Raw genomic sequence first — 20,644 nt, 5'->3', positions numbered from 1 at the left:
AAATCCTCCAATAATGCAATTATCTCACAATAACTCATTGAAGTCTCTAAAAACTATGTGCTTATTGGTTTCGATGTTTATATTTTGTGATTTTTATAGAGTTTCAACTGGTTGAAACTTTGGTGGCTTGGGTTTCTACGGTGCGATTGAGTTTCAACCGGTTGAAACTTGTCTGGCTGGATGTTTGTTGTTTTGGGGTTTTTGTCGATTATTGGGGTTGTTTCATTGTGTCTTGGTGGTTGGTGTGGCTCTTGGGGTGTGGAGTTTCAACCGGTTGAAACTCCGATCTTGCATCGAGCCATCTTGGGACGATCGCTTGGATATGGGGTGTGCGAATCTATGTTGTCTTGATCGAGGTCGGTTTTGGCGCTGGTGGGGCGTCGGTTGTGTTTGGGGTGACGCTGCTCTGTATTGATGGTTGTGAGATTGCTGTTCGGGTGGTGTTGGATCTGCTTTGTTGAGTGTGTTGGAGGTTTGGTTGTCGGCGATATCTTTGTCGAAATGGAATTGCGAGGATTTTCTGTGGTGTGTAAGTGAGGTGCAATGGCTGGATACTATTCGCTTTAACAGGTTCGTCGCTTAGGTGGCTGGTCTTGGGGGTAGCTAGTGTGCTGTGCCATGAGATGTTGTCGAATCTGGAGTGTCCGGTAGGAGGGATGCGTACTTGGGTGGTATTCCGGAGCGAAGAAGGGGGTGCTTTGACCTCAACAATGGACTCTATGTCACCCATCGATCCTGTGATCTAAGCAATCGAGTGCTCGCTTATTTGCGGAGAGCAACGATGCTTGGCGTGAGTTTTCCCGTTAAGAGACTCACCGGTTGAACCTAGGCAGCCGATCTTCGGAAAAGGGTGTTGTCAATGACGCCTGTGCCATAGAGGCTTGATTTTTTAACAGCTCGTGCGTGGGCTGTTGCACAGGAAGTTAGAAAATTTTTTGGCGTTGCAAAAGAACGAAAATTGCAATCCCTTATTTGATTGGGTTAGACATTCTTTAAAAGTCACTCCCTACCTCTTGCGTCGTCCAATGCTTGTGAGGCGAGCCTCGAATAGAGATGCGAACCGTTGATTGGTTGTCTATTCAACTCGTAGTGGCTCTTGGCTGGCGATGTCGGTCAGGTTTGGGAGTGAGATATCGGGCTGTTTGACTTTTGCACCTCATTGGCCGGATGAATTTCGTTACCTCGATGCGGTCATTTAAGCATCGAGCAAGAGGTAGGCCACTAGCGGTCTACCCCTGCCGACTTCCACCTGGTGACTAGCCTCCAAAGATCAATGCGTTGGATAGCCCGTGCTGTGATGTCGGCATCTATGAGTTTTCATATCACTGAGCCATGCTTTTTTAAATTGCTGGTGTTCACATGGATTGTGTAGATGGTCAGCTGTGAGCTGTGTTTGTCACTGACTGATGCTGATAATTTTTATTTTGATCCACGCTGGCAATGGCTAGGTGTTCCATGCCAATAAAGTCTGCGAAAGCCAACTAGGGCGCGACGGAGCGCGGCAGGCGATTATTCGCTAAGAGAGTCTGAGACAGCGCTAAAGTGCCCTTCGAGCACAAGTGTGCCGTGTCTGCAAATGAATACTATCGGCCAGCCAACCCGCCTACCACCATGTAGCCTGAAAATGCCCAGCCCCTCTAGCAATGGACTATGTCAAAGTCTGTCGATAGTCGCTCAAACTAGTGGTTAGTCAAGGGCTCGATGCATGAAGGTATGCACAACATCTGTCCGAGCTAGAGAGGGACGCGGGCGATGACTGAACAGCAGCATTCTGGTGCGCGGTTAGCAGAGCGCTGGAACCGAGGACATAGTAGTCCGCTCGCACGTCCCGCTTTAAGCCTTCGCGATGCAGTCTGACCGCCCACAGTCGGCCATCAACTGACACGCTGAACCTACGCACTTTGAGCAGCAGATGACCCTATCGATTTTTAGCGTACAAGATCAACGTGGCGAACTCTACGATCATGTGTTTGAGAACATATCTTCGGGTGTGCCACGTGGTCTGTTTTGGAATCTTTCCTTGCCGTGCACTTCGATGTCATGGGAAGGAGAGGGCAGGGGATGCTCGGTCTTGTGTGAGTGGCTGCAATGACCTGTTCGGGACTGGATAAGCCTGGACGGAGTAAGTTTGCAATCCAGCTCCGCTCCTGGATCTATCGAATGCTCCATTTACTTAGCAGTACACCATGAAGTGCGCCTTGAGTCGCTTGCCATAAAGCGAGTTGTGCAATCGACGCGCTTCGAAGTTGCACTATCTGGCGCGTTCGACCTGCAAGGGTATGACGGACTAGATGCCCAGAACATCCCATTGACCTTGCGGGGTGAGGTGGATCTCGCAGGAGTCTTCGTGGTTTCGGACAACTTCTTGCCGAAGCCGTCTGGCGCATCAGATGTGATGAGGTCTGTTGAGACCTCATCTGAATCTTTCCAGCCTAGCTGAGCCTGAGTGGGATAGATTCCGCTACGTGCTGAGAGCTGAACCTCAGCACGCATAGCATGAGCTTCGTGCCGTTTAAGGCAGGGCGCCGAACGACTGTTTGGGTTAAGAATGTAAGCGGGGTTGGACCTAGAGCGGGCGTCAAAACTGGTCCCATTTCAAGGTCGATGACGCCCATGCTGCTTGTTCCGCGTGAATGATTGCATCTTGCAGTGTGAGGAACACTACAGACGGATATTTCCAAAAGTCATGCGGCTTTGTAGGTGAAGCCCATTGGACGTCGAACCCCGAAACCGTTTGATCTCCTTGGATCTCCGGTGGGTCTGCCCTGTCGCTCGATCCATAGCGAACCGAGCAACTCACAATACGGACACCCGTTGGCACAGTACCGTCGTATAGCCACGTTCCTTTCTTTACGACAGTGAAATCGCTCATCGCAATATTCGCCTTTGGCTGATCGTCATCATCCGGCGGAGAAGTTCGGATGGAAGCAATCGCTTCATAGTGAGCGCAACCACAGTGCTATCTGTCTCAGACACTATTGCTTCGTCTCAAATTTTGTTGCTCGTCGACACTAAGTACCAAGCCGGACTGATCTTAGGCTGGATAAACACGGGAGTTCTGCATTGGAGACCCGCGAGCGATGAAGCTTACTCAATCAAGTCGAGTGTGAGTGGATCTGCACGCCCATCGAAAAACTTGTCAAGCACTGCTTGAAATACTGGTTCATTGTTTGACACAACAGAAAATAAAGTCATGCATGAGTGCAGTTTGAGGTCATCTGGCGTTCCGAATACATCCAACGCAGATGTACTTTCTAAACCCGCAAGAGTGTGACAACACTCACGTAACCTGCTCCCCAGAACTGGATGTGAAAGATATGCTTTCCCCTCTGCAACGGACTGGATGGCATAACGTGCAGCCGTTTCACTTCGTCCAAGCCCCTTGAATTGAGGGAAGACAAACCACATCCAATGAGTGCGTTTTTTACCGCTCTTCAACTCATTCTGTACCCGAGACCATACTGGCTCTTGAGCCTGTAAAAAACGGTCAAGTACAGGGGGCAGAGGCATAGTGGAGGGGGCGCGCCGCTGAGGCTATTGAGAGAGCGTTAAACCTTTGGGAATTTGGATGGATGCTAGAGGACGGATTACATGTAGGCAAGTACGGCTATGAGCCGAACGCAACAGATGAAAGTGCCTGCCAAGCTGCGCACACTTGACGGCCGCTGATAGGGACGCCACTTCTCTTCAGGCTCCCCGAGTGCTGATTGAGGTGTTGTGCCAGTCAACAAAAAGCAGCCGCATTGTCATTCTGTTGCCGTCCTAGATCTATTAGGCGGAATTTGTCGTCGCGGACTGTACTTTTACTCGGAAAAACTCAATAGTCTTGTCGGCGATGGCCTGTGCTATCCACGCGGGCTTGCGTCCACGGCTGCTCAAGGAGCCATCCCAGGAGAGACCACGGTTGGGATCGTAAAAGGTGGTAGGCCGTTTGGTGGATGGAGGAAGCGGCTTACGGCTAATGGAGCCGAGTCCCACCTGCGCGGGAGTGAGGCTGAACTGTTCAACCAGTTGGCGAGCAGTCTTGATAGCTTCGCTCTTGTGCTCTCTCACTAGCTTGTCACGGCGGGCTTGTAGTTCAGCAATCTGGCGGTCCAACTCTTGGATTTCTGTGGTCATAGGGGGAATTGTAAAAGGCGTCTCTTGCGCTCACTAGAGGCGCTCTTCGCCAGCAGCCACTGCAAAGCAGATACTCCTTCCATAAGGTCCTCGCTAGTCCGAGGCCGCTTAGTCACCCTGGCAGGGTTGCCAGTGGAATGTTAGCAATGTCTGCTTGCGCGAGTGCTGGGGCAAGCTGCAACTTTGCTACTGTTTTTGAGCAGCGTATGCATGACGCCTTGCCGCAAGGAAAAGGCTTGGTCGATAAGCCCTTGAATGCATTAGCGACTTACGGATGGGTGTGACAAGCGCAATTTAGTTAGCATGGACAAGTGCCCAATGCCGAATAACTTTGAGCCCAAGCCTATCTCACCGACCATTGCAGCCCCGTAGCTGAAAACTTTTTAAGGAGTGTTTTTATGCGAACGTCTACGTTCCTTGTCGGTAGCCTCTTTGTCTTGGTTAGCGGGACAGGCCTTGCGTTCACCATACCCATGCTGCGAGATCGACAGTCTTGTGATGCCGCTATCCAGCAACAGACCATTCAGGTGAGGCGTGACCCATATGCCCGGCTGAATGACCTATCGGCAGTTTGTGGTGTCAGCCCTGCAGCCCAGGTTCTGGATCGAATGATTAGCGCTAAGTAAGCCCCTTTGGGCCTTCTATTGACTAAGGCCAGCACACGCTGGCCTTAGTTTTTTGTGCCCCTCCCGGAACAGTCACTCCATCGAAAGCGCCGCGCTACTGCGGCCACTGTGATGGAGGTGTGATCAATGTCAGACCCCAACGTCTAAGACCTATCCGCCGAAGCCAAGAAGATGACTGCGGCTGAGGCCGCCAAGAGCGTTGTCTGCGAACTGGTGGAGGGCAAAGATGGAGCAGGGTTCCTCGCGCCAAAAAGTCACTGTTGAAGCCTCAGAGGTACTGTCTTTTGTGACCACGGGGGCATGAGCCCGCGAGTTTGCCTCAATGAGCAGCTCTGCCGAGCAAGCGTCTGCGCGCACTACCCGCAGTGTGACGAAAGTGCCGATGTCGGTGCAGGACATCGTGCAGGGAGCCGTAGGCCTGCATGCTGTCAGCGCAGGCAAGCGCCAAGGGTTTTGCAAATCAGCGCCAAAGCGAGCGGTGCGCCATTCCTCAAGCATTGATACCCGATATTGGGCGCAATTGTGGGCAGTCCAAAACTTTTTGTATGTGATAATTATTCTCATTTAAAATTTTTTGCGCCGCTCTAATCCCTTCTCAACATGCTTCGGCTTGACATCCATCAGCACCTCAAGGTTGAAGGGCTTTATGGCACCCACCATGCTTGGTTGCACAGGTGGTTGGGGTCCAAGTTGGGGTGTGAGCAACGTGCTGCAGACTTGGCGCATGACACCTTCGTGCGGTTGTTGGTGGCGCGCATCCCTTCTGATTTGCGTGAGCCACGGGCCTATCTGACCACTATCGCGCGCAACTTGCTCGCAGACCACTGGCGCCGCCAGGAATTGGAGCGGGCTTATGCCGAGGCTGTTGCCGCTTTGCCAGAAGACACCAGCCCTTCGCCTGAGTGGCGCATGGAGTTGTTGCAGACGCTCCATCTGATCGATGCGTGCCTGCACCGCCTTCCTTCGCAAACGCGACACATCTTTTTGCTGTCTCAGGTGGAGGGGCTGGTCTATGCCGAGATTGCTGCGCAGCTAGGCATCTCGGTGCCTACCGTCAAACGGCACATGGCCCGGGCTTTTGAGGCGTTGATGTTGCATGCCTGATGCTGGCTGTGAAGGTGGCTATGCGTCCTTGCGTGTTTGCCCATGAGTGAGCTTCCATTGCAGTCTTCTTGTTGTGAGGTCGGTGCACCTGCCAGTGCTGAGGGGCCAGACGACAGCAGTGTGTTGACTGAGGCGGATCCGATTCTGCGGGAAATGGTGCAGTGGCTGGTGCTCAGGCATTCGGGTGAGTGGACGGCTGCGGATGAGCAGGCACTGATGCAGTGGCTGAACGAGTCACCGCAACGCTTGCAGGCATGGGAGCGGATGGAGCAGCGTCTGGGCGGGCTGCGTGCTGCGCCATCGGATGTAGCGCGCTCGGTGCTAAACCGCAGCACCAACTCCGCTGTTTCACGGCGTCGGGTCTGGGGCCAGCTGGTGTGGTTGTCTGCGGTTCCCCTTGTCTCCTGGCTCGCATGGTCCGAGATGCCATGGCGAACTTGGAATGCGGGCTACCGCACTGCCACGGGCGAACAGCGGCGCGTATGGCTGGCTGACGGCTCTGAGGTGTTGCTGAACACCGCCACAGCGTTGGATGTGCACTTCACCGAATCGCAGCGGCTGCTGCAATTGCATCAGGGCGAGCTACAGGTCACAACGGCGTCAGCTTTGGGCGTTCAGGGGGCGGCTTCGCTGCCGCCCTTGGTGGTGCAAACGTCAGGTGGCACTGTGCGCGCCCTGGGTACGCGGTTTTCTGTGCGCCATGAGGGTTCCGATCTGTTCCGGGTGGGCCATGAAGGTGCGCGGGTGAATGTTTTTGAGGGCGGTGTGGCAGTCAGTCTGGGGCACGACTCCACCCGCGTGGGGGCAGGCCAGCAGATTCGCTTCGGTACCAACGGTTTGGGCCCCGTGTCCGAAATGGACGAGGTTCAGGAAAGCGCATGGGCTGCAGGACTCCTGGTGGCCAACCGCATGCCGCTGGAGAACTTCGTGGCGGAGGTGGGCCGCTACAGGCCAGGCGTACTACGGCTCAGCCCCAGGGTGCGCCATTTGGAGATTTCGGGCGTGTTTCCCGTGCTGGAGCCTGACCGATGCCTGTATCTGCTGACCCAGACACTGCCCGTGCGTTTGCAGACTGTCACCCCGCTGTGGACTACGGTGGTTCCTGTCTGAAACTCAGGCAGACCTGTCCGGCGGTCGGCAGGGAATCTGCTCTTCAAGTTGATCCTTTTTTTCGGCTCGTTCGTCATGGTGTGAAAGGCATTTTCTAAACCGCTGACGAGGAGTTTCCCGTGTTCCATGAATCATCAGGCCCGTCGTGGCCCGCTCTTGCATTGAGGTCCGCAGGGCCGTCTGTCAATGTAGCTTCTGCACCTGCACCTCTGAGTACCGTGGCACTTACCGCACAGACGCTGTGTTGGGGGTGGGCGGTGGCTGTTGCACTGCAGTCTCAGCCTGTGCATGCCCAGGCTGTCCACGCGTCCGCCTCGCCTGCCGCAGAAGCACCAGGCCCTGCAAAAAGCTATTCGATTGGATCTGGCCCTCTGGCCACGGTGTTGTCGCGATTTGCGGTCGAGGCGGGCATTGCCCTTTCGTTTGACCCCGAGCTGGTGCGGGATCAGCACAGTCGCGGCATACAAGGCACATACACCGTGCAAGAGGGGCTGAGCCACCTGCTGCAGGGGACCCATCTGGTGCCCGAGGCCAGAGGGCAGCGCGCCTTCGTTCTTGCCAAGCGCACGCCTGCCCAGGCCCAGGTTCAGTCCCTGCCTGCAGTCAAGGTGGTGGATGCGATGGAGCCTGGCGCGCTCAACCCATCGACCGATGGTTCCGGCTCCTACGTCGTGAAGGCCGTGACGATTGGCAAGGTGCCGCTGGCCCTGCGTGAGATTCCTCAGTCGGTGTCGGTGGTCACCCGACAGCAACTGGATGACCAGAACCTGGACACCGTAGACCAGGCCTTGCGCCAGGTGACGGGGGTGACGACCAACCTGTACGGGGATACGACAGCAGGTTTCATGGCGCGTGGCTATACGCTGGAGACCCAATACGACGGCGTGCCAGCCTCCGCTGGCTTGCAGATGACGCCTCAATTTGACCTGGCCATGTATGACCGCATTGAGGTGCTTCGCGGCCCGTCAGGCTTGTATCAGGGGGCAGGTACGCCCAGCGGCTCGGTGAATTTTGTGCGCAAGCGCCCCACCAAAGAGTTTGGCGGCTCTGCCAGTGTCTCGGTCGGTCGCTTTGATCGTTACCAGCTGGCTGCTGATGTCGGGGGGGCACTCAATGAATCGGGCTCTGTACGGGGGCGTCTGGTCGCTTCGACGCAGGACAAGGGCAGTCCCAACAAGGTACAGCGCAACGAGCAGACCATGGTCTACGCGGCGTTGGATGCGGACCTTACGTCCTCTACGACGCTGTCTCTGTCGGGCAGTCGCCAGGAGAAGGATGTTCAGCGCTTCATGGGTATCCCGACCCTCACCAGCACGGGCCAGCCCATGGCATCAACTCCCAGCACTTTTGTGGGGGCAGATGGCGGGCACTCCAGTTATCCGATGCAAGAGGTATTGGCAGAACTCAGCCACCAGTTTGGCGACACAGGCTGGAAAGCCCACGCCGCCGTGCGCCGCAAGAATGTCACGTCTGATTTGCTGTATGGCTACGTGAGCAGTGGCGTCAGTGATGCCAATCTGTCGTCGGTGTTGTTGTCGCGCACGTACTACGAAGAAAGCAGCAACGGGGCTGATCTTTCGCTCTCAGGTCCGTTCTCGCTGTTTGGACGCCAACACAGCGCCGTGTTTGGCTATAACCGCGACCATTACCTGTACGAAGGAGGCAGCGCCACGCAGACCTTGACCAACCAGCCCCTGAGCAACACCAGCTACAACCTTGATGGCGTGCCTGCCATCACCACCAACCGTGCGCGCAGCCTCAAGCAGTCGGGTGCCTACGGGTCGGTGCGCTTCCAGCTCAGCGATCCAGTGACATTGATCCTGGGAGCGCGGGTGAGCGACTATGCCTACGAGACACGCACCTTGACGCCCACCCCCACGGCCTGGACGCGCTGGGAGCGGGCGAATGGCAAAGTCACACCCAACGCCGGGCTGGTGTGGCAGCTGTCTGCCGAGCACTCTGCCTACGTGAGCTATGCCGACAACTTCATGCCCCAGGATGCTTTTGACAAGAATGGCCGCCTGCCCGCCAAAGTGGGCTGGCAAGTTGAAACCGGTGTGAAGAGCGCCTGGTGGGGTGGCAAGCTCAACACCACCGCAGCGTTGTTCCGCATCCGCGAGAAGAACCGGGCCATTGCAGATACCGTCAACACCGGCTGCGATGGCGCGGGCTTTACCTGCTACAGCGCCGCAGGTCTGGTGCAAAGCCAGGGTATTGAGCTGGAGGCGGTAGGGCGCTTGGCACCCGGTTGGGACGTGAGCGCAGGCTACACCTACAACGCCAATGAATACCTGCGCGACGCCACGGCCAGCAATATCGGCAAGCGCTTTGCCACCACCACTCCGCGCCACATGTTCAAGCTGTGGAGCAACTACCGCCTGGGCGGTGAGTGGCAGCGCTGGACGGTGGGCGGCGGGCTGCAAGCGCAAAGCGAGACCACGCAGGCGCTCACCTCCAGCACCCTGCGCCAGGGCTCGTATGCCGTGGTCGGCTTGCAAGCGGGTTACCGTGTGGCCGATGCGACCACGCTCACTCTGACGGTCAACAACCTGTTTGACCGCCGCTACTACGAGCGCCTGGGCAACCGCTGGGGCTATACCTACTGGGGCGATCCTCGCACTCTGACCGTAACCCTGCGCACCCTGTTCTGACCGTGGTGGCTTCTGCCCTGCCTGCGGGCTCTCGTGCCCGCGATGCCTGGCCCTTGATTCGGGCCTTTTGGGTGGGAGACCAGCGCTGGGGGGCACGGGCCCTGCTTGCGCTGGTCATCGCGGTGGATCTGCTCTTTGTGTACCGCGCCGCGCAAGTGACGTTCTGGCAGAAGTCGTTTTACGACGCCCTGTCTGAGCGTGCTGCGCAGAGCTTCTGGACGCTGCTGGCCCAGCTGGCAGCGCTGGGGTTGTGGGCGGTGGTGATGGATGTCGTGCGCACCCACGCCGCATTCGTGCTGGAGATGCGTTGGCGCGCCTGGATGACCCAGGCCTTGCTGGGGCGCTGGCTGGGTGCCGAGGGATACCCTTTGTTGCGCCTCGAACGTGACCATGGCCTTGAGAATGCAGACCAGCGCATCGCTGAAGACCTGCGCATGCTGGCTTCCATGAGCCTGTCCTTGGGCTTGGGGCTGTTGAGCAACGTCGTGAGCTTTTGCACCTTCGCCGTCATTGTGTGGAACCTCTCGGGCCTGGTGGTGTGGGCACTGCCCTGGGGGCTGGGGGATTTCCAGATCGCGGGCTTGATGCTCTGGGTGGCCATCGTCTATGCCCTCGTGGGTTCGGTGATCATGGAGAAGATTGGCGGCCACCTGGTGCAGGTGGACTGCCAGCAGCAGCGTGCCGAGGCGCAATTTCGGCACCTGCTGGTGGGCTTGCGCTCCCATGCCGAAGCCATCAGCCTGCAGCGCGGTCAAGCTACCGAGCAAAGCCGCGCCCTGGCGCTTTTGCAGGGGATTCAGCACAACTGGCGCAGCGTCATCCAGTACACCCGGCGGGTGACCGCTACCGACCGGCTTTACCTGGAAGGTGGCGCTCTGCTGGCCTATGCCGTGGCGGGGCCCCGCTATTTTGCGGGGGCACTGACGCTGGGCGATTTCATGCAGCTGACGCAGTCGTTCATGCGGGTGCGGGCCTCACTGTCGGTATTTGTTTTCCGGTACAAGGAAATCGCCCTGCTGCGTTCCGTGTGCGTGCGCTTGGCAGAGCTGGATGCCGCACTGCGCGCCCCCTTGTCCCACCGCATCCAGTCGTCCGGGCTGCCCGCATCCGACCCCGGCCTGGTGTTTGCCGTGCGCGACTTGCAGGCGTGCAGTCCAGACGCGCTGCCGATGTGGCGGGCCCCCTTGCACTGGCAAGTGCGCACCGGTGAGCGGTGCTTGCTGCAAGGCCCTTCGGGGGCTGGCAAAAGCACCCTGTTGCGGGTGCTTGCCGGGCTGTGGCCACACGGGCAGGGGCAGGTGGCGATGCATGCGGGCATGCGCAGCCTGTTCATGCCCCAGTCAGCGTATTTGCCTGCCGGCACTTTGCAGGCATGCCTGTGCTACCCGGCGCCTGTGCAGCAGTTCACCGTGTCGCAATGCCTGGCAGTGCTGCAGCAGGTGGGGCTGGGTGAGCGGGCCGCAGAACTGGACCAGGAGCGCGACTGGCGTTCCATCCTTTCGCCGGGCCAGCAGCAGCGGCTGGGGTTTGCTCGCGTCCTGTTGCAGCGTCCGGATGTGCTCTTTCTGGACGAGGCGACCTCCGCCCTGGACACACAGGCCGAACAGGCCATGTATCAACTGCTGTTGCAATCGCTGCCAGAACTCACCTTGGTGAGTGTGGCGCACGGCAACCGTCTGGACGGCTTTCATACGCACACCCTGCACCTATGTACCCAGCAATTAAGGGTTGATGCTTAGAGGACGCAGGGCAAAAAAGCGTTGATCTGCACTGACCACCTGAACCCGGTTGCAGGCACGCAGGGTAGGCATGAGCCCACTGGTATCTGCAGCCAGTAGGTACCTAAGCCGGCGGAGCGTGTATCAGCCGTTACCGGCAAGCTGCACATTCAAGCCATGCAGGGTATTCCAATTCAGGTGGCTGCTGGCCTTTGCAAAGGCGTCGTCAGAGACCCCGCAGACATGTTCAAGATCAGCTCCATCTCAGAGCCCAAGCTGCCAAAAGACCTATCAAGCATGACCTGCTGGGAGGATTCGCGCTGGCTGATCAAGGTCCCAATGAGAGAGGGCGAAAGCATCTTGGGCTGCTCTTGAAGCGTTGGGGAATTTGCGCTCGGCCTCCCTCGGCCATTGTTCGTCTCCTTAAGCCCATGTCTCCACCTGTGATCCCTTTACTGGGTGAAAAACGCAATACAGTCCGGGTAGCGCTGAACAAACTTTTAAAAGTGCTCTCTATGAAAAGAACGCCTTTTAATAGCGCAAGCTACTCACAAAGAATGAAAAATTTCATGGAGTGCGAGTCCTTCGCGCTGTTCAGCAGCAAACATATTTTCAAATCTCGTTACTCTTCAAGTGATTCCATCTTTCCCCAGAGGGGCCACGTTGTACTCCCTCTACGAAGCATCGGTTCGAATGGGAAGATTCGCATCTATGAGTTCTGGATTGAGGGCTGTCATTGGGCTCCCTCCAAGCGCCAATCATCTTTTTCTAGGGTACAGAGCACGCGACTTCTGCAGAATCGTGTTGGATGACGCTATCGACCCAACAACCTTACTTCAAGAGCACACGCTCTTTCCTATATTCACATGCCTATACAGAAGTGATCTTGAAGAAGAGCTCCGTCACAACATGATCTCAGGCAATCGAACGGTGAACCAGACCAGGCTTCGAACGACTGATTACGTAGGGTATGTTTCGGAAAGACCACGGTTCTGCCAACAATGCATCATCGACGACCTGAGAACGCACGGGCATGTTTATCGGCGATTAGCTCACCAACTCGCGAACGAGCGTCATTGTGACAATCACGACTTGGAACTTTGGGAAGGGTGTAGGTGTAAAGCCGAACCCTTCAGATGGGACGGCGCTTTTCCGATCTGTCCTATTTGCCGCACGGCACCTTCTCCGATAAGCAGCACCTCTCACCGTAACAACGAACACGCATTCAAAGTTTTCAATGATATTCTAAAAAGATTACTTAATGATGACGCACTGGAATTTCAGCCTCGGTGCAGGAGAATTGCAATAAGATTGATTGCTAAGGAATTAAAAACAAATCCAAACTCATTGATTCAGAAATTCCTGGACTGGATACAAATCATCAATCCATCAGATCTTTCCGTCATATTTCGCTGTGGCGATCCAATTAACTTTTTGAAGTTTTCCCTCGAGGGCCGCCATTTGATGAACGATAGAATAAATTTGATAGCACATGCTTTCGCGTGGGAGCAACTCCCACCACATATCAAGAATCGACTCACTGCAAATTAGCATCCATTTCAAATACAAGAGAAAATTGATCAATCACCAAATCAACCGATAGCTCCATCACGCGATCTTTATTGGACAGAGCAAATAACGCCCACGAAAAAATTCTCTGCCGTGTCTCACAGGCGTTGATGTTGGCGAAAGATTTGTACTCGTCTACTGGAACTGAAATCGGCCAAGTAATAACAGCAGGCGCATATCCATGCCTTATTGTGCAAGCATCATATAGAAATTCACGCCGACTCCTTCCATACTCCAACTGGTACTCGGCATAAAAGCGATCGAGCAATTCAATACTAAGCAAATAGAGATTTGAAGGGTAATCCAGCCGATTGCCGTCGTGTTTCACCGAGTCCAGCAAATTCTGCTTAAACAGTTCGAGCATGGGCAATGCAATGCCAAGGGACCGAAGATCGGCACCATGGACGAGCATCGCGCCATACAAGCAGCGTACCCAGCCCGCCTGAGCAGAAGTGTCGATGCGCAACTTTGCCTGCCATAGTAGGTAGGCGATCGCGCCCAATGCATCAAGCGGCTCCAAGATAACCAATTTCCTGACATACAGGATTGCAAATTCGGGCGACGACCACTGAGAAGGCGATCTAGCCGCATCAATCTCAAGCTGTACCTGGGGCGCAAAGGAGGTTTTAACTCTCGCGAGTTGCCCCAGCGAAGAATACTGCCGGTCTATCAACAACCACACCGGGTGGTTGATCAATCCTGCTGAGCCTGGAAATTTCTCGTCTGAGCGCGCGACGAGTGCACTTTGAGGTACCGCCGTGCCCCTCGAGTATCGAATCCATTTGTTTGAATGCATGTGAATTCGATTTTTGTCACTTACATCAACTTTGTACGCGCTCGGCTCGGCCAGCTTTCCCAAAGCATAAGCAGAGATCCCTGGCGTTTCAGACGCCAGATACCTATACCAACAAACGGTCCGAAGTGCGTCCGCTGGACCCCGGGATTTCCCTGCTCGGTTGCGCTTCAGAGGGGTCTTAGACAGCGCGCAAAAGTCAATTAATGACAATTCGAACGAATCTTTCATAGGAAGACTAGAGTAGAAATTCGGCAAATCGTACTTGTTGTGACCTCCAATGCAGACCGATAGCATCTGTGTGATGGACTACCGTCCGTCCACAAATGAAATGGAACAAGTAAATCAGCTTCTCCTCTTTCCCGGCCGCTTGTTGAAGGCCCGCGAAAGATGTTCGACCAGCCAAAAGGCGGTAGCGCTGACCGTTGGGATAGACCAAGCTTTTTTCTGTGGTGTGGAGAAGGGGCGTCGCCCTCCGTTCACTGACCGTGTTCTGGGCCAGTTGTCCTCGTTGCTTCAGTTAAATCAAGGAGATGCGGAGGCGCTCGCTTGGGCTGCCAAGCATGATCGGTGCATCCGCTCAGTATGGCAACTGACCGAATCTGAAGAAGAGACACGCCTCGTGTCACAGCTGCTCACCACAGCCTATTGGCTGGACGGGGCTCAGCGAGCTGGATTGCTGGCTTACCTGGAGTCGCTCCAAGAAAGTGCGACCCGTCTATCGAGGCTCACCGATAAGGGAGGCGATATGACGCACAAATAAAAACGGCGAGCGCGAGGGCTCGCCGGGAAAAGTCTTGGCCAAAACCAAAACCTAAGCAACTGAATTCTCAGGCCAGACACATCCCAGAGTCAAGCATCCGCTTTGCACCACAAAAGCAAGCGCGAGCAAGTGGACTCAACAAAGTCTACGGATTTTGCACGTCAAATCCAGTCGACCCCGCCCGCCCTCAGCTCCTACGAAACTTCCGAACGCTTTGTGCGTGAGGCTTTAACTTCATCCTTGAGCAAGGGGGGAGACGGTATGCCGTCTACATCAAGAAATGCCAGTGCGCTCGCGAGGGAGGCAGGGTACAGCGCGCCTTACCTGTATTTGCTGGAAGAGGACACGCAACCGGTCGGGAAGGCATTGTCGCAATACTCACAGCGGCAACTCGTCAGGGTCAGTACTGCGATTCGCGCTGGAGCTGGACAAGGATATGGCGAGCACTACCAGCCGTGGATCCGAATCCGAAGAAACTTCTCGTCGCCCGTCAGCTATCAAATCTTTGACTCAGTCTCCATTCACAAGAGAAATCATCATTTTCTTTCCGCGCTCGAATTTCACACTGCTTTGATTTGTGCGTACTTGGGCGCAAAGGGACTACGTGAGTGCCTGCCCATGTGGCCCTATGAGCATCCACATCCAGCCCAACATCTGGACCAGGGCCAGCGCACTACACGGGGACTGATCGAGATTGCAAAACACCTAGGTATTGATCACGGGTGCTTTGTCGGCACAACCGTCCCCTACGTTGGTTCTATCGATCTGATGCTGAACGGAGCGGTGGGACAGAAGGCCCTCGCTGGTATCAGTTGCAAGCCCAGGGCAATTACCGCAAAGAGTGTCAGAGCCCAGGAGCGAATTGAACTAGATCGAGCTTATTGCCATGCAGTCGGGGCTCATCATCATCATGAAACGGGCGAATCCATTCATCCTAAGTTTGTTGAGAACCTGAGATGGCTACGGCCGCTAGCCAGCGAAGTGCGCCTTTATAAAGAGTCACGGCAACTTGCCGACTATGTCGCTAGCTTCAATAACTATGCACTTGAGCGCCCTATCCGTGATGCTGTCGCAGAGGCTGCCCGAGAAACATCCGTAGTCGATCGCGACCCCTTTCGACTGTGGCGGTTGGGTATATGGCTGGAGTTGATCGATATCGACCTAACGGTACCCGTTGAGACAACGAAGATGATACGACGCGCCAGTCGAGACTATCTTCGAAACCTGCGCGCAACCTTCTTTGGGGCGTCCAATGAGTGAACTCCATCTCGGCTGCGCACTTTTGACACGACTACCGACAAAACAACCGATGTTGTATGCGCGTGTCATACATATGGACCCGCTTGAAGATGTAGTCGCCATCTCATTCTTCCCAGAAAAAAATTCTGCCGGATTTCAAAAGAACTACATCAAAAAGCCAGTCTTTCGCAGACTCTCATCTCTTGAAGCACAGATCGCTGACGGCGAATTCGCCGTAGCGAAATTCGAAACTCCCAGCCACTGGCTCTTATCAAACAAACAACTTCATAGCAATTCGTCTACCGACTTGCTTAGAAAAACTCGCCGGGATCTACGCAAGTGGCTTAAGCATAGAAGAGATGCATATCTGCTCATCAGACCCTTTGTACACCATCGCACAGTAGCTCAGATTATTCTGGACCCGGAGTTCTCAGGATGGCCGACGATGCGTGCCAAAGAGCTTGGGCACAAGAGTTGCGCCAAGGTGCAGAGGGCATTGAATGCATTCATCCTCGGGCTCGGGCTGCGTAACTCGCTGCTTCCGTGGTATCCACATTCTGGTGGCCCTGGAAAAGAAAAGCACAGTAATAAAAAGACCGGCAGACCTCGTGAGTTTGGCGGTGAAGAAGGTCGCCTAGCGGGCGTCAACTGCTCAAAAGAAGTGCGCAAGATTTTTGCTCTGGGCTGGTCCAAATACAAAAAGCCGGGTGTCTCAACTCAGGTGGCCTTTCACAACACACTCAACGATTGGTTCGCAACCTCAATCAAGTGGGAAGGCAACAGTGCAGTAGTTACTATTGCCCCGGAAGCCCAAAACTACAGCCCGGCTCAATTCGAATACTGGGGTACGCACGCCACCAACGCGCTCACCGCAAAACAGATTCATCGGGGCGAGACTCATGTTCGGCAAGAGTACATGCGCCGCTTGGGAAAGATCAAAGATCGGCACAACTCCATTAATGGGACGGCGTACCTAGACAGCACGCCCGCTGATCAAACTTTGGTTTCTTCGGCATCCAGGCTCAAGCCAATCAGTTCTCCGACACGGACGGAAGTCATCGGAGCCGGATTTGGGATCGATTACATCTTCGGGTCGCATGTGGGCTTCGAGCACACAAGCTCGACGACGGCGCTGCTCGCTATTTTGCACGCCGCAGAAGATAAGGTTGCCTACTGCGCGAAAAATGGGATAACCATCGAGCCGCGCGACTGGCTGTCTCTAAGTTTCCGCCAGTACGTAATGGACAACGGCGAAGGCAAGAACCAAGCCGTGATGAAAACGCTCGAAGAAATCGAAGCAGGCGCAAGCTACGGCGCAGCCTATCAGTCAATCAACAAGGCTCCTGTCGAATCGAACTTCAATCGAGCACACAAGGATCTTGATCACCTTATACCCGGCTCAACGATGGGCCGCCGTCCACGTCGCGGTGAGCCGGCGCGTGTGGAACTTGCTCGACTTAACTTCCAAGAGTTTTTACCACTCGAGATAAAGCGCATTCTGCGCCACAACAATGAAGAGGTAATAACGCTACCCCTGGTGGCAATGAGGCGTGACGGTGTCGAGCCGACACGACGAGGCGCTGTTGAGTGGCTGCTTGCGAACGGTTACATAAGTTCAACAGCACAAGACCTCACCGCGCTCAAGGTACGTTGTCTGCCCCGCCTACAGGGATTTCTGGCGGCAGACGGAATACATCTGTATGACCCTTTCTATAAGCCTAAACGTGAAATTACTGAACTTGTTTACACGAGCGAATGGCTTCTGCGTTCCGGTGCGTTGGGAACACTCGGCGGAAGACGGAAGCCCATTGAGGTTCATATCAATCCGTCAGATCTTTCACAGTGCTGGTGCAATCTTGGCGGATCGCTGCAGCTACTTCATCTTAAAAGTGGGGATCCCGATCTGCACCATATGACGTTGCTCGATTGGCTTTCGATCACTCGAGATGATCGTCTGGTATCGTTTCTCAGTAAAGCTGCTGAACAAAACCGTGGGTTGCAACGTGCGGCCGAGATCAAGCAGGCCACGTCAAAAGCGAACTCAGAACGCAAAGCGGAGATCAAGTTAAGTGGATCCAAGCCGACCAAATCGCAGCTCAAGCGTGACATACGGGCGAACACTTCGCTTGAGCGATCTGCACAAAGTGGAGTTCCAAAATTATCAAAGGCAGAAAGGATGAAATTGGTCGAGCATGCTCCCATTGCACCATTTGTTCTGAGCAGCGCGAACACCCAGGCAATCGCATCGTCGGAAGTCGAGGATGTGATGCTCAAGCTACTCGAAGACTAAGCTGGAGTAGAAAATTTCAATAATTTCAAACCCGTTGCTCGCAGTACTGAAAGACGCAGAGAGCAATCCACTGTTAGCACAGATGCCCCCCAAACTTGGCATGCTAGAACTTGCGAGGGCGGTGCGCAATCGCCCTATCACCAAAGAAAACGTTTCTGAGATTCCGCTTTCCCGTCGCGACGAACTTATCGACGTATTCAAGTCTATTGTGGTTCCAACCAGCGCTGGGATTGAGTTTATATCTAGCGTCCAGAATATGCTCTACCAAGGCCTGCTGCAACGTAACCCGCACATAGAAGCCAATCGGCAACGCATAAATGAGACATCCGAGCTAAAAGGTGCGGAGCTGAAGACTGTTCCTTGGTTTCCCACATTTGCGTCGGGAGCGATTCTCGAAGCCATCACCGGAATGGGCAAGTCGCAAATACTTGATCGATATCTATCGCTATTGCCCACGGTGATTGAACATCACGGTTTACCTGAATGCCAATGGGCCAAGCTTAAGCAACTGGTTTACCTAAAGGTCCACATGCCGTCAGACGGTTCGAGGGGCGGCTTTCTTGAATCGGCATTTCTTGCGTTGGATGAATCCCTTGGTTCTAACTACCGCCAGCAATTCAAAAGCTGGACCGTTGAACGCAAGACCGTCATGTTCTTACATCTACTCTCCCTCCATCGATGCGGACTACTTGTAGTTGAAGAAGCACAGGAAAAAAACCTAGCCCATACAGCGTTCGCACGAGAGTTTCAAACCTTCTTTTTGAGGGTCCTCAATTGGGGAATTCCTACGGTCGTGCTCGGCAATCCTCTGGCCTTCACGGAACTGCGGAGCTTCTCGCAAGACGCTGATCGCTTCTCGGAGGGGGGATGGCACACCATGCTTCCCGCCAACGATCCGACAGATGATGAATGGGTCAAACACTGGATGCCGGGATTATGGAAACCTACTCTTCTCGATGAACCGGATGTTCCATATTCGCCACTCCCAAACAGTAATGCAGAGCCCACGTTAGATCACTTTATATGGAACCGAACGGCCGGTGTGCCAAGGTACTTGTGCCGACTTAGGCGCGAAGTTCAAAAACGTGCACTCTTCACGCAAAAACCGATCAATACGGAGATGATCGATCTTGTGTACCGTAGCAGCAAAACGTTTGACAGCATCCGCACTCGCATCGAGGCGATGGTCGCGAAGGACTGGAAGAAATTGCAATCGTTCTCTGACATACCTGCCGATACGTTCAGACAACTGTGGTGCAGAGACGAGAACAACAAGCCAATGCCTCCCGACACCCAGCGTGTAAAGGCACAAAAGCCTGAGCAGTTGGCTGACAAACCTAAGCAAAATACTCGAAGCAAGACGAATGCACTCAAGACCTCATTACCTCCCCCTCTGGATGAGGACTTCCAGAAGTCTCAAATACGCTACCTCACGCTTGCAGCAAAGCAAGTTGATGCCTGAACATGGCAACTGGAATCAACCAGGAGCTCTCATTCATCCCAGCGTGGAGAGGCGATGAGTCTCTGTATTCGTGGGCCAGTTCGTTTCACAAAATTTGTGGCAATGGTTCGCACCGCGATACTGGAACACTGCTTTTCGGCGCTGCACATGCCTGCAAGGAACGCAATGCCCCTACAGGGCTTCATCACTTTGTGCAAGTTACCGGCGGGAGCCTCGGCGAGGTGCTTCAGCTTCTCAGAACTCGATGCTCCATTGGCCTGTTCATACCCTTCCTGACGTCGGCCAGGCGAGCAATTTTTCTAGACCGCACGAATTCAGTAGACGGACCAGGATGGACGACAACGCTTGGCATGTCCGCAAGCGGTCTATCTCCGAACTCACACTTACGGTACTGCGAATCATGTCTGAATGACGACATCGCCAATCAGCTGTTGCCAAAATGGCGATGGCCCCACCAACTGGTTGGATCATGGGTCTGCTCAGACCACTCTCAACCTCTTAAAACGGTGATACACAAATCATTCACCTGGATACTCCCAGACGTATCGATTGGTGAATATCAGCACGCAGAGCCGACACCAACTCAACTCGAAGTTCTTCGAAAAATGTCCTTGCTCGCGCAATTCGCGGCGCATCAAGAGCATCTCGACCTAAACGCATTACGGCAATCAGCATTGAACGAATTGCGGCGACAGGGCATTTCGAGTTGGTCGCACCCATTGAGCAAAGACAGATTGGCTGGGTGGTTTGCAGCCTCGTCGTTGGCTCAGTGGCTGCGAACCGTCCGGTCTCCTGAATCAAGCCTGGCAACAGGTAGTTGGATTCACGACCTATTGAGGGGACGTCGAGGGGACCACCCGTTGAAGTGGTTGCTACTGTGGTCTGTACTGTTTGCACATGATGCTTCAAGCCAACGACGTTTCTCAACCCCCTGGTCTGAGCCTCAATGGGATATTTTTGGTCAGAGCAGTCTTTGGGTAGAAGAATGCATCGGCCTACCGTCCGACATCAACCAAATTATTTTGGACGCAAAGACTTTGGCTGATGCCGCGAAGCAGCTTGGATTAACGACCGGGGCACTTCGCAATCGCCTTATAAAACTTGGAGAGTTCGGTGGCAGCTTTCGCAGAGAGCAAGGCATACCTTTGCGCCGTCAACGTGCAATGAACTCAATACTCAAATACATTGCACATCGACCCG

11 protein-coding genes are annotated in these 20,644 nt (G+C 54.6%); 8 read left to right on the top strand and 3 right to left on the bottom strand.

The window, feature by feature from the left end:
- Window positions 1–3,087 precede the first annotated feature (3,087 nt).
- A complete protein-coding gene (locus AACH87_RS23365; RefSeq protein ID WP_338799214.1) occupies window positions 3,088–3,510 on the bottom strand; it encodes a DUF1810 domain-containing protein in 423 nt (140 codons plus the stop codon).
- 261 nt (window positions 3,511–3,771) lie between these two features.
- The gene (locus tag AACH87_RS23360) at window positions 3,772–4,119 is read right to left on the bottom strand and encodes an H-NS histone family protein (protein ID WP_338799212.1); all 348 of its coding nucleotides are present in this window, start codon (window positions 4,117–4,119) and stop codon (window positions 3,772–3,774) included.
- Between the two features lie 1,226 nt (window positions 4,120–5,345).
- On the opposite strand from AACH87_RS23360, the gene AACH87_RS23355 reads away from it, so the two are divergent.
- The 4 genes from AACH87_RS23355 to AACH87_RS23340 all read left to right on the top strand — a co-directional run bounded on the left by AACH87_RS23355 (window position 5,346) and on the right by AACH87_RS23340 (window position 11,349).
- Window positions 5,346–5,849 (top strand): sigma-70 family RNA polymerase sigma factor, encoded by a 504-nt coding sequence (locus AACH87_RS23355; protein WP_338799211.1) that lies wholly within the window; start codon window positions 5,346–5,348, stop codon window positions 5,847–5,849.
- A 42-nt stretch (window positions 5,850–5,891) separates the two neighbouring features.
- Window positions 5,892–6,959: a FecR family protein gene (locus AACH87_RS23350; protein ID WP_338799209.1), complete on the top strand. Its 1,068-nt coding sequence runs from the start codon at window positions 5,892–5,894 to the stop codon at window positions 6,957–6,959.
- A gap of 218 nt (window positions 6,960–7,177) precedes the next feature.
- The gene (locus AACH87_RS23345) at window positions 7,178–9,610 is read left to right on the top strand and encodes a TonB-dependent siderophore receptor (RefSeq protein WP_338799207.1); all 2,433 of its coding nucleotides are present in this window, start codon (window positions 7,178–7,180) and stop codon (window positions 9,608–9,610) included.
- Between the two features lie 2 nt (window positions 9,611–9,612).
- Window positions 9,613–11,349: an ABC transporter ATP-binding protein/permease gene (locus AACH87_RS23340; RefSeq protein WP_338799206.1), complete on the top strand. Its 1,737-nt coding sequence runs from the start codon at window positions 9,613–9,615 to the stop codon at window positions 11,347–11,349.
- Window positions 11,350–12,865: 1,516 nt separating this feature from the next.
- Here the strand turns inward: AACH87_RS23340 and AACH87_RS23335 are convergent.
- Window positions 12,866–13,693 (bottom strand): hypothetical protein, encoded by an 828-nt coding sequence (locus AACH87_RS23335; RefSeq protein ID WP_338797055.1) that lies wholly within the window; start codon window positions 13,691–13,693, stop codon window positions 12,866–12,868.
- A gap of 301 nt (window positions 13,694–13,994) precedes the next feature.
- On the opposite strand from AACH87_RS23335, the gene AACH87_RS23330 reads away from it, so the two are divergent.
- From AACH87_RS23330 to AACH87_RS23315, 4 genes are all read left to right on the top strand, one after another.
- Window positions 13,995–14,453 (top strand): hypothetical protein, encoded by a 459-nt coding sequence (locus tag AACH87_RS23330; protein ID WP_338797054.1) that lies wholly within the window; start codon window positions 13,995–13,997, stop codon window positions 14,451–14,453.
- Window positions 14,454–14,714: 261 nt separating this feature from the next.
- Window positions 14,715–15,713 carry a hypothetical protein gene (locus AACH87_RS23325; protein WP_338797053.1) on the top strand — a complete coding sequence of 333 codons (999 nt, stop codon included), beginning with the start codon at window positions 14,715–14,717 and terminating at the stop codon, window positions 15,711–15,713.
- On the top strand, window positions 15,706–17,982 hold the full coding sequence (locus AACH87_RS23320; RefSeq protein ID WP_338797052.1) for a hypothetical protein: 2,277 nt from the start codon (window positions 15,706–15,708) through the stop codon (window positions 17,980–17,982). The genes AACH87_RS23325 and AACH87_RS23320 overlap by 8 nt, the downstream gene beginning before the upstream one ends.
- Window positions 17,983–18,016: 34 nt before the next feature.
- Window positions 18,017–19,444: a hypothetical protein gene (locus AACH87_RS23315; protein WP_338797051.1), complete on the top strand. Its 1,428-nt coding sequence runs from the start codon at window positions 18,017–18,019 to the stop codon at window positions 19,442–19,444.
- Window positions 19,445–20,644: the final 1,200 nt, after the last annotated feature.

Source organism: Acidovorax sp. DW039 (assembly GCF_037101375.1).
Classification (GTDB): domain Bacteria; phylum Pseudomonadota; class Gammaproteobacteria; order Burkholderiales; family Burkholderiaceae_C; genus Acidovorax.
The sequence above is the reverse complement of the archived record's forward strand: the minus strand, read 5'-3'. Positions and strand labels throughout refer to the sequence as shown.